The sequence below is a fragment of the Saccharothrix sabaoui genome, from assembly GCF_051756985.1.
GTDB lineage: Bacteria > Actinomycetota > Actinomycetes > Mycobacteriales > Pseudonocardiaceae > Actinosynnema.
The window spans coordinates 51,519-61,775 of sequence record NZ_JBPKJK010000040.1 but is presented as its reverse complement, the minus strand read 5'-3'; the positions used below and the strand labels follow the sequence as shown (position 1 = coordinate 61,775).

The 10,257-nt window shown below is 73.8% G+C and carries 8 protein-coding genes; 3 read left to right on the top strand and 5 right to left on the bottom strand.

All coding sequences use genetic code 11. From position 1 onward, the window contains the following. Both ACR807_RS15215 and ACR807_RS15210 read right to left on the bottom strand, forming a co-directional pair. Complete coding sequence (locus ACR807_RS15215; protein WP_438921952.1) at positions 1 to 672, bottom strand: LPXTG cell wall anchor domain-containing protein; 672 nt, start codon at positions 670 to 672, stop codon at positions 1 to 3. Positions 673 to 765: 93 nt separating this feature from the next. After that, positions 766 to 1,461 (bottom strand): hypothetical protein, encoded by a 696-nt coding sequence (locus tag ACR807_RS15210; RefSeq protein ID WP_438921951.1) that lies wholly within the window; start codon positions 1,459 to 1,461, stop codon positions 766 to 768. A 280-nt stretch (positions 1,462 to 1,741) separates the two neighbouring features. On the opposite strand from ACR807_RS15210, the gene ACR807_RS15205 reads away from it, so the two are divergent. The 3 genes from ACR807_RS15205 to ACR807_RS15195 are packed head-to-tail and all read left to right on the top strand — an operon-like array spanning position 1,742 to position 4,375. Beyond that, positions 1,742 to 2,641 (top strand): amino acid ABC transporter permease, encoded by a 900-nt coding sequence (locus tag ACR807_RS15205; RefSeq protein ID WP_438921950.1) that lies wholly within the window; start codon positions 1,742 to 1,744, stop codon positions 2,639 to 2,641. After that, positions 2,641 to 3,393: an amino acid ABC transporter ATP-binding protein gene (locus ACR807_RS15200; protein WP_438921956.1), complete on the top strand. Its 753-nt coding sequence runs from the start codon at positions 2,641 to 2,643 to the stop codon at positions 3,391 to 3,393. Before ACR807_RS15205 ends, ACR807_RS15200 begins: the two co-directional genes overlap by 1 nt. Positions 3,394 to 3,421: 28 nt before the next feature. Then, complete coding sequence (locus ACR807_RS15195) at positions 3,422 to 4,375, top strand: ABC transporter substrate-binding protein (RefSeq protein ID WP_438921949.1); 954 nt, start codon at positions 3,422 to 3,424, stop codon at positions 4,373 to 4,375. A 5-nt stretch (positions 4,376 to 4,380) separates the two neighbouring features. Here the strand turns inward: ACR807_RS15195 and ACR807_RS15190 are convergent, their stop codons facing one another. The 3 genes from ACR807_RS15190 to ACR807_RS15180 all read right to left on the bottom strand — a co-directional run bounded on the left by ACR807_RS15190 (position 4,381) and on the right by ACR807_RS15180 (position 10,201). Then, positions 4,381 to 7,788, bottom strand: coding sequence for a TM0106 family RecB-like putative nuclease (locus ACR807_RS15190; protein ID WP_438921955.1), 3,408 nt, complete (start codon positions 7,786 to 7,788; stop codon positions 4,381 to 4,383). A gap of 80 nt (positions 7,789 to 7,868) precedes the next feature. Next, positions 7,869 to 9,083: an aKG-HExxH-type peptide beta-hydroxylase gene (locus tag ACR807_RS15185; RefSeq protein ID WP_438921948.1), complete on the bottom strand. Its 1,215-nt coding sequence runs from the start codon at positions 9,081 to 9,083 to the stop codon at positions 7,869 to 7,871. Further along, positions 9,080 to 10,201: an FxsB family cyclophane-forming radical SAM/SPASM peptide maturase gene (locus ACR807_RS15180; RefSeq protein WP_438921947.1), complete on the bottom strand. Its 1,122-nt coding sequence runs from the start codon at positions 10,199 to 10,201 to the stop codon at positions 9,080 to 9,082. The genes ACR807_RS15185 and ACR807_RS15180 overlap by 4 nt, the downstream gene beginning before the upstream one ends. Positions 10,202 to 10,257 lie beyond the last annotated feature (56 nt).

Here is a 10,257-nt window from a genome sequence, read left to right as displayed (position 1 = left end):
TCAGCTGTTCGCCGCGCGCCGGCGCAGGAAGAACAGCAGGCCGGCGCCACCGCCGAGCAGCACGACGCCGATGGTCAGCGGCACGAAGACGCTCGCGCCCGTGCTGGCCAGCTCGTCCTCGTCGGCCACCGGCACGACCGCGACCGTGGTGGTCGTGGTGGTCGGCGCGGCCTCGGTCGTGGTCGCCGTGGTGGTCTCCGGCGTGGTCTCGACCGTGGTGGTCGTCGTGGGGAGGACCTCGGTGGTCGTGGTGGTCGTCGTGGTGGTGGTCGTGGTGGTGGTCGTCGGCACCTGCTCGACGCACGCCTCGGTCACCAGCACCGGGTCGGTCTTGTAGTCGTACTGGGTGCCCTTGTTGCCGTCGTACGCGTCGACCTCGGCGAGGATCGTGTGCTTCGCGTCGCCCTTGGCGACGGTGTACTTCTCCTTGAGCTGCACGCCGAACTCGACGGTCTTGAAGTGCTGCCCGTCGACCGTGATCTTGAGGTAGTTCGTCTTGCTGTCGGTCTTCGCCGCGTACTGGGTCAGGTCGACGTGGAGGACGGACTGGCCGTCCACGCACTCCGCGCTGAACTTCTTGTTGTGGGCCGACGCCGGCAGGGCGGTGAGGAGGGCGGTCGTGACGACGGCCGCGGCGACACCGAGGACAGCGCCGACTCTGGCGAGCTGCATTGATTGCTCCTGAGGGGAGGGCTGAGGAGAACGCGGTCACCCTATACGGGGACAGATAACGACCCGACTGGGGTATTGGTAACTACTGAACGTTTATATCGACCGTCTTCGAATCCCTTGTGGGCGGTTTCTGAGCCGTCGCCTGAGGACGATCAGCACCGCCGGGCCGCCGAGCAGCAGCAGGGCGCCGAGCGCGAGGGGGAGGACCACGTCCGCGCGGGTGACCGGCGGGCCGCTCTCCGCCGAAGCGGGCACCACGACCGCTTCCGGCCTGGTGGTGGGCCAGGTGAAGACGGGCGTGGTGGTGGTCGTCGTGGTCGTCTCCACTGTGGTCGACGCGGGCGTCGGCGGTGGCGGTGCGGGCGCCGGCGCGGGTGGCGGCTCGGGGGCCACCGCCGCCCCGGTGCCGGCCGGGGGAGGGGGCGGTGGCGCGCACACCGGGACCCGGTGCTCCCGGGTGAACGACCACCCCCTCGACCAGCGCGGGTCGTCCCACGCCCGGACCGTCACCCGGAACGCGTGCGGCGTCCGCCCGGTCCGGCTGAAGGACCTCCGGAACGCCTCGCGGAACTCCGAGTCCTCGATGGACCGGTCGTTGTCGACCACCTCGACGGTGTTGGCGCGCCGGCCGTCGTAGCCGCCCAGCCCGACGGTGAGCACCGCCCGGCCGTCGATGCAGCCCGCCTTGACCGCCGGGGTGTGCGCCCCGGCCGGCGCGGCGGTGAGCAGGCACGCGGCGACGACCGCCGCGACGCCCAGGGGTGCCCGGACGGCCCGTGCGAACTGCATGGCTGCTCCTGTGGACGGCGCGGCGGGGGTGTGACGCGGCGAGGGTGTGCAGGGGGGCGCACACCCCTGTACGGACGGCGGCCGTCCCGCGTTCACCTCGACCGCTGGTCGGTTCGGGTGACGGGGCGGTTTTGTCAACCACCCGTCGCCGCGGCTCAGCAGGTGGGCTTCCTTGTTCGGGCGTCGGCGAAGTGGCTACTTTCCTGCCGCCGCACAAACCGATCGCCGTCCGGGAGGCGCACCCGGCGCGAGCGGCTCACCCTCCCCGAAGGAACCCACCATGAGCGTGTCCGCACGTCCGCGCCCGCGCGCAGCCGACACCGACCCCCCACCGCCGGTGATCGTCCCGGCCCGTCACCCGTGGCGCTGGGTCGGCATCGCCGTCGTGCTCGTCCTCGCCGCCCAGTTCGTGCACGGCCTGGTCACCAACCCCGGTTGGGACTGGGCCACGTTCGCCCGGTTCGTCACCGCGAAGTCCATCCTCGACGCGGTCGTGGTGACCCTGGAGCTCACCCTCTACGGCACCGCGATCGGGTTCGCCCTCGGCATCGCGCTGGCCCTCATGAGGCTGTCCCGCAGCCGGTTCCTGGAGGCGGTGAGCTGGACCTACACCTGGGTGTTCCGGTCCGTGCCGCTCATCGTGCAGCTGCTGTTCTGGTTCAACATCTCCTACCTGTACGAGGAGCTGCGCTTCGGCGTCCCGTTCGGGCCGACGTTCTTCGGGGTCGACACGAAGGACCTGATCAGCCCCATGGGCGCGGCCGTGCTGGGGCTCGCGCTGCACCAGGCGGCCTACGCGGCGGAGATCGTCCGCTCCGGCGTCATCTCGGTCGACCACGGCCAGCTGGAGGCCGCCGCCGCGCTGGGCATCCCCCGGGCGCGCCAGTTCCGCCGGATCATCCTGCCGCAGGCCATGCGGTCGATCCTGCCGAACGCGACCAACGAGGTGATCAGCCTGTTCAAGGGCACCTCGGTGGTGTCCGTGGTGGCCATCGGCGAGCTGTTCTACCAGGTGCAGGTCATCTACGGCCGCAACGCCCGCGTCGTCGCCCTGCTCATGGTCGCCACCGCCTGGTACATCGCGCTGACCACCGTGCTGTCCATCGTCCAGCACTACGTCGAGAAGCACTACGCCAAGGGCGCGACCAGGCACGAGGAGGGGTGGAAGTGGGCGAGGTGATGGTCGAGCTGCGGGGCGTCCACAAGAGCTTCGGCGACAACCACGTGCTGCGCGGCGTGGACCTGGAGGTCCGGGCCGGCGAGGTCGTCGTGGTGCTCGGGCCGTCCGGGTCGGGCAAGTCGACGCTGCTGCGCGCGATCAACCACCTGGAGAAGGTCGACCGCGGCCTGGTGAGCGTCGACGGCGACCCCATCGGCTACCGGCGGCGCGGGAACAAGCTGCACGAGCTGCGGGAGCGCGACGTGCTCAGGCAGCGCACGCACATCGGCTTCGTGTTCCAGAACTTCAACCTGTTCCCGCACCTGACCGTGCTGGAGAACGTCGTCGAGGCGCCCGTGTCGGCGCTGCGGGAACCGGTGGCCGAGGTGCGCGAGAGGGCGCGCCGGCTGCTGGCGCGGGTCGGCCTCGCGGACAAGGAGGCCGCCTACCCGAGGCACCTGTCCGGCGGTCAGCAGCAGCGCGTGGCCATCGCGCGGGCGCTCGCGCTGGAGCCGAAGGTGCTGCTGTTCGACGAACCGACGTCCGCGCTCGACCCGGAGCTGGTCGGCGAGGTCCTCGACGTCGTCAAGGACCTCGCGCGCACCGGCACCACCATGGTCGTCGTCACCCACGAGGTCGGCTTCGCCCGCGAGGTCGCCGACACCGTGGTCTTCCTGGACCGCGGCGTCGTCGTCGAGCAGGGCCCGCCCGCCGAGGTCCTCGACGCACCCGCCCACCCGCGCACCCGCGCGTTCCTGTCCACCGTGCTCTGAGCCCACCGCGTTCCGAGGAGTGATCCCGTTGTCCCTCAAGAAGACCATCGCCCTGGTGGCCGTCGCCGCCCTGTCCCTGGCGGCGTGCTCGGACGCCGACGGCGCCGCCGCGGAGGACCAGGTCGTGTCCGGTGGCCGGGTGATCAACCTGAGCCCCGAGCAGAACCGGGTCACCGCCGCGAAGGTCGACGCCATCGCGGCCAAGGTGCCCGAGGAGTTCCGCTCGGGCGGCCGGCTCGTCGTCGGCGGCTCGGCCGGCACCGCCCCGCCGCTGCGCTTCTACGCCACCGACGACAAGACACCCATCGGCGTGGAGACCGACATCGCGGTGCTCATCGCCGGCGTCCTCGGCCTGGAGGCCCGGCTGGAGGTCTCGTCCTGGGAGAACCTGTTCGTCGGCCTGGACAGCGGCCAGTACCCGCTGGGCATCTCCAACATCACCGTCACCGAGGCGCGCAAGGAGAAGTACGACTTCGCCACGTACCGCCTGGACACCCTCGCGTTCGAGGCGAAGAAGGGCGGGACGTGGAAGGTCGCGGGGCCGGAGGACGTGGCGGGCAAGGTCATCGCCGTCACCTCCGGCACCAACCAGGAGAAGATCCTGGTCGACTGGAGCAACGCCAACCAGGCCAAGGGGCTGCCGGCGACCGACATCAAGTACTTCCAGAACTCGGCCGACTACTACCTGGCCCTGGAGTCCGGCCGCATCGACGCCTACCTGGGCCCGAACCCCACGTCGGCGTACCACGTGGCGACCTCCGGCAAGACCGAGGTGATCGGCACCTTCTCCGGCGGCGGCGAGGTGGTCGGCAAGATCGCCGTGACGACGAAGAAGGGCAGCGGCCTCGTGGAACCGGTGGCGGAGGCCCTCGACCACCTGATCGCATCCGGCAAGTACGCCGAGGTCCTCGACCGGTGGGGGCTGGCGGACGAGGCGGTCGAGAAGTCCGAGATCAACCCGGTGGGACTGCCGAAGTCCTGACCGACCTACGCGGGCGGCACCCAGGGGTGGGCCTCGGACATGAGGCCCACCATGCCCGACACCAGGCGGAGTTGGTCCACGTCGCGGATGTCGGCCTCCACCAGCCTCGGCGAGCAGATCACCACGGCGACGGCCTGCGCGCGCGACAGGGCCACGTTCAACCGGTTGCGCGACAGCAGGAAGTCCAGCCCGCGCGGCAGGTCCACGGCGGCGGAGGAGGTCATCGTGGTGATCACCACCGGCGCCTCCTGGCCCTGGAAGCGGTCCACGGTGCCCACCCGGACGTGCTCGTAGCCGTGCTTCTCCAGCTCGCGCCGCACCAACCGGACCTGGAGGTTGTACGGGGCCACCACCAGCACGTCGGAGTCGTCGAGGGCGCGCGCGCCCGCACCGTCCGTCCACATGCGACCCATGAGCGAGCGCACCACGTCCACGACCGCGGCGGCCTCCTCCACCGAACCGGTGGTGTTGTTCGAGTGCCGCACCGAGTGGAGGTACACACCGCTGTCCACACCGGCGATGCCGCGCGACGCCGTGCTCTCGTGCGCGCGCAGCAGACCGGCGTACGACAGGTTCGACACCGGCTCGCACACCGCCGGGTGCATCCGGCGCGTCTGGTCCAGGAAGTAGCCCAGCGACGGCGGCACCACGTCGGCGTCGCCGATCAGGTGGCCGAGCGCGGACGCCTCCGCGCCCGCCGGGTGCGTCCCCTGCACGACCTGGGGCAGCTGCTGCGGGTCGCCGAGCAGCACGAGGTTGCGCGCGCACGTGGACACGGCCAGCGCGTCGGCCAGCGCGAACTGGCCCGCCTCGTCGACGATCAGCACGTCGAACGGCTGCTCGCGCAGCGCCGCGTTCGCGAAGGTCCACGACGTGCCGCCGACGAGGTGGCCGCCGCCCTGGTCGTCGCGCCAGCGCACCAGCGCCGGGTTGTCGCGCGGCTGCTCCCAGGCGCAGTCGCGGGCCGGCGCGCCCTTGGCCCGCTTCGCGGTCGGGATCGGCACGCCCAGCTCGCGCCCGGCGGCCAGGGCCGCGGACAGCACGTTCTCCACCGCCTTGTGGCTGGTCGACGTCACGCCGACGCTGCGCCCGCCGCGGATCAGGTGGGCGATCAGCCGTCCCGCCAGGTACGTCTTGCCCGCGCCCGGCGGCCCCTGCACGGCCAGCGTCGAGCCGTCGAGGGCGTCCACGGCGGCGATCACGTCCGCGATCAGGTCGTCGGAGCGGGGCAGCGCGCCCGTGCGCAGGCGCGGCGGGGTGCGGCGGACCAGGTCGATCCCGGGGTGCGGCGGCAGCTCGGGCAGCCCGTCCACGACCGCGGCGGCCAGGTCGTGGACCGCCTCGTCCTTCGGGGTCGGGCGGACCGGGCTGCCCGGCAGCACGGCCACCGGCACCGCGCCGTCGACCGAGTCCGGCCCGGCGCTCTCCAGCAGCACGACGTCCTCGGCCGACTCGGCCACCACCACGGCGTCGCGGGTCGTGTTGGGCGTGCCGGGGTAGAGCAGGCGCACCTGGTCGCCGGCCGCGAACGGGTGCGGCCGGTCCGGGTCGCAGGCCACCGTGACCTGGCGCTTCGCCTTGCGCACCCGCCCCGACGGCATCGCCCAGTCCTCGGCGCGCACGCTCGTCCCCACGGCGCACGAGGTGTCGGCCTCCAGCTCCGGCAGGGGCGCGGCGAGCTGCCGGAAGAAGTCCCACCACGCCGGGTTGGTCTCGCGGCGGTGGTAGCCGACGGCGGCGGCCAGCAGCGCGCGGGCCCGCTCGTCGTCGGTGAAGTCGGCCGGGTTGTCCGGCAGCCCCTCGATCAGCGGGTCCACCACGGCGGCCAGCCGCTCGGCGCGCTCGGCGCGGCGCTGGGCCGCGATCTCGTCCTCGACCTCCTGGGTGAACGACGGCTCGGGCACGTGCGGCTCGATCCCCGCCTCGGCCCGCACCTCCAGCAGGAACCGGTACAGCCGCAGAGTCGAGACGCAGTCGTCGGTGTTGTAGTCGGCGATGCCGGTCAGGACGTCCTCGGCGCGCGCCGGGTCGACGTCGCGCAGGGACAGGAACTCCTCGTACGCCTCGATGCTGGACACCGCGTTCTTCACCTCGCCCGTGCGGGCGCCGGGCATGTAGAGCGGCTCCAGGTACTTGATCGAGTACGACCGCTGCGACACCCGCAGCGCCTTGCGCACCACCGAGTACAGGTCCACCAGCGCGCCCGAGCGCAGCAGGTGGTCGACGGCGTCCTCACGGGTGCCGTGCAGGGCGGCGAGCCTCTTGAGGGCGTTCACCTCGTAGGGCGCGTAGTGGTAGACGTGCGCGCCGGGGTGCGCCTCCAGGACGGCGGTCGCGTGGTCGACGAACCGCTCGAACGCCCGCTTCTCCTGCGGCCGGGTGTGCGCCCAGAACGGGGTGAACGCGGCGTCCGCGTCGACCACGCCGAACAGGTACTCCAGGCCCTCGCCGTCGAGCGCGAACGGGTCGCCCTCCATGTCGAAGAACAGGTCGCCGGGGCTCGGCTCGGGCAGCGCGGCCAGCGCCTCGGGCGCCACGACCTCGTAGGCGACCTTGCCGACCGGGTCGTCCTCGGTGCGCGAGTCGTCCTGGATGACCTGCAACGCGGCCTGCGCGCGCAGGCCGGCGAACGTGGCGGCCGACATCGTGGCCGGCTTCTCCAGCCGGGTGGCGTTGGCCAGCGCGTCGATCGTGCCCAGGCCCGCCGCGACGAGCTTGCGCCGCTGGTCGGAGCGGATGCCCGCGACCAGCGACAGGTCGCGCGCCCGCTCGCGGCCGGTGGCGCAGTGCCGGGCGAAGCGGCACGTCGCGCACGCCGGGCGCTCGTCGTCCCACAGGCGGGCGGGCAGCGCGGCCGGTCGCGCCAGGCGGGCCGTCAGCCGGTCCCGGAGGTCGCGCACCAGCGGCAGGAAGTCGCCGACCCGGAACGCTCTGGTCGTGCCGTCGCCGAGCAGCAGGTGCATCGAGGGCCCCGCCCGGTGGCCCAGGGCGTCGGCGTACGCGGTGAGCTGCACGACGGCGGCCGGCGTGGCGTGCCGGGCGAGCTTCGCGTCGTGCGGCTCGTAGCCGTGCGGTCCGGCGACCAGGAAGTCGGCGCGCCCATGGAAGCCGTCGGCGTAGAAGACGCCCTGGTAGACGACGGGTGCGCCGGCGTCGAGGGCCCGCGCGGTCAGCGCCGCGGCCTCGGTCAGCGCCGCGTGGGTCGGCGCGGGCTGCGGGATCTCCACCACGTCGTGCTCCGCGCGGAACCGCTCCAGCACGGCCTGCTCGTGCGCCAGCCCGTGCCGCGCGGCCAGCAGGCCCTGCCGCTGGTCGGGGGCGGGCGCGCCGGGCACGCCGAGGGCCAGGGCGTGCGAGAGGGTGCTGCGGTGCCCGCACTCCAGCAGGTCCACCAGGTCCGACGGGGAGTGCACCAGGTGGCCGTCGGCGGTGAGCATGGCGGCGAGTATCTCCGCCGGACGGGTGAACTCGGTGGATCACGTCCGGCGCGTCGTCAGGTTGTGTGCACGGCCTCTGCGTGCACGGCCTCTGCGTGCACGGCCTCTGCGTGCGCGGCCTCCCAGCGCGCCCGGTGCCTGCGCGCCTCCTCCCGGGCCGCGGCCAGCACCGGCGCGGGCAGCGGCTCGGCGGCCCAGGCGCGCAGGACCTCGGCCACGACCTCGGTGAACCGGGTGCCGGTGGGCGTCAGCTTGCCGCCGGCCAGCAGCGTCTCGGCGCCGACCAGGGCCGCCGAGCGCCAGCGCGCGTACTCGGCCTGCGCCGCCGCACCCGGCCGGTCCCGCCAGAACCCGGCCACGGCCAGGTGCGCGTACGTGCCGTGCAGCAGGCCGACGGCGGGGCGCGGGTCCTCCCGCCACGGCGCGTAGAACCGGGCGTCGCGGTCCGGCACGACCAGCGGGAACAGGTCCATCAGGGCGCCGAGCTTGCTGTGCTGCGCCTCGTGCGCCAGGGTCACCGCCGCCGTCTCGGCGTCCGGGGGCAGGGACAGGAACACGCAGCCGAACGCGTCGGCCGGGGTCGCGCTGCTGGTCCCGCCCGGCGAGGACGGCACGGGCGTCAGCACCGTCACCACCTCGGCGACCTCGGCGGCCAGGGCCGGGTGGTCGCGGGACAGCAGCTCCCATGCGCCGGTCACGCGGTCGTGCCACCGGGCCGCGTCGGGCGCGGGGTCGGCGGTCAGCCCGGCGGGCACGCCGCCGCCCGCCCACGGGTCGAGCTGGGGGGTGAACGCGCCGCTCCCCACCACGGGCAGCGGTTCGTGCGCCAGCCCCGGCCCGACCACCACGCCCAGCGACGGCAGCGACACCACGTCCGCCGGCGGCAGCGGGAGGTCCGCGGGCAGCCCCGCGCGCACCGCCGCGGCCACCGCGGCGAACGCCAGCTCGGCGGGCGCGGCGGGTTCGCCGCGGTCGAGGGCCACGGCGGTGCGGGTCGCCCACGCGCCCACGGAGGGGTGGTCGAGCACCCGCTCCACGGCGGCGGGGGCCACGCGCCCCACCTCGCGCAGCAGCTCGTAGGCGGGCCGCGCGTCCGGGTGCGCGGCGATGGCGCGGACCATCAGCAGGGTCCGACTGCGCCGCGCCCGCCGCAACGCCCGCACCGCCACCCCACCGCCGCCCCTGGCCAGCGCGGTGAAGTCGGCGCTGGAGAGGCGGAACGGCGCGACCGTCACGCCGGCCCCGACCGTCACGCCGGCCCCGACCGTCATGCCAGCACCGCCAGGTCCGCCGCCACCCGCGACCGCACGTGCCCGATCAGCGCGGCCAGGTCCGGGCAGTAGACCGACGGCCGGTCGAAGCCCGCCCCCGCCCGGTACCGGTGCGCGCGCAGGCCCCCGCCGCACACCCGCACCACCGGGCACCGGCGGCACGTCGCGGACAGCCCGGCCAGCCCCGCGCGCCCGGCCCGCACGTCCGGCAGGTCCAGCGCCGCGTCGAACGGGTCGCGCGCCACGTGCAGCCCGGTCGCGGCGGCGTCGGGGGAGGAGGACGCGAGGATGTCGGACGTCTCCACGGTCCCGTCCGTCTCCACCACCAGCTGACCGGACGGGCTCAGCCCGATCCCCTCCACGCCGGAACCGCCGCCGAGCAGCGCGGCCAGCAGCTCGTCGAACACCCTGACCCGCGTGCGCGGCTTCTCGTACCAGTGGTCGAAAAGCGTCGACAACCACTTCGCATAAGGCGTTCCCGGCGCGTCCGGCGCACGGTCGGGAGGCGGCGCGGACCAGTTGCCGTGCGGCAGGAGGAAATCGAGCACGGGCGGTGCGAACGCCATCAGCGACTCGTAGGTGCGCACGGGATCGTTGCGCACGTCGACGACGCACAACACCCCCGCGTACACCTCGGGGAACTCGCGCAGCAGTTCCAGCGCCGACCGCACCGCGGCCCAGCTGCCCGTGCCGTCCGGCCGCACGCGGTGCCGGTCGTGCGCCTCCGGCGAGCCGTCCACGCTCACCCCGACGCGCACGCCCAGGTCCGCGAACAGCGAGCAGAAAGCGCGGTCCAGCAGCGTCCCGTTCGTCTGCGCGGTGAACCGCACCTCGGCGGGCACGACCTCGCGGAACTCCGCGACCAGCGAGGAGATCGCCCGCCTCCCGGCCAGCAGCGGCTCGCCGCCGTGCAGCACGACGTCCACCGACGCCAGGCCGTGCGCGCGCACGTGCTCGGCGACCCGGGCCGCGGCGTGCCGGACGACGACGGGCGACATCGCGCGCGGCCGGTCGCGCCACCTCTGGTCGGCCAGTTCGTAGACGTAGCAGTAATCGCACGCCAGGTTGCACCTCCCGTGCACCTTCAGCACGAACTGGCGGAACGGCAGCGCGGCCATCAACCCCCCGATTCCCGGCACCCCCACGAGCAATCAAACACAGGCCGCCCGGTCCT

Bases quoted from the DNA above. Each gene is read 5' to 3' on its own strand.
- ACR807_RS15215 (WP_438921952.1), bottom strand. From the start codon at position 672: ATGCAGCTCGCCAGAGTCGGCGCTGTCCTCGGTGTCGCCGCGGCCGTC.
- ACR807_RS15210 (WP_438921951.1), bottom strand. From the start codon at position 1,461: ATGCAGTTCGCACGGGCCGTCCGGGCACCCCTGGGCGTCGCGGCGGTC.
- ACR807_RS15205 (WP_438921950.1), top strand. From the start codon at position 1,742: ATGAGCGTGTCCGCACGTCCGCGCCCGCGCGCAGCCGACACCGACCCC.
- ACR807_RS15200 (WP_438921956.1), top strand. From the start codon at position 2,641: ATGGTCGAGCTGCGGGGCGTCCACAAGAGCTTCGGCGACAACCACGTG.
- ACR807_RS15185 (WP_438921948.1), bottom strand. From the start codon at position 9,083: ATGACGGTCGGGGCCGGCGTGACGGTCGGGGCCGGCGTGACGGTCGCG.
- ACR807_RS15180 (WP_438921947.1), bottom strand. From the start codon at position 10,201: ATGGCCGCGCTGCCGTTCCGCCAGTTCGTGCTGAAGGTGCACGGGAGG.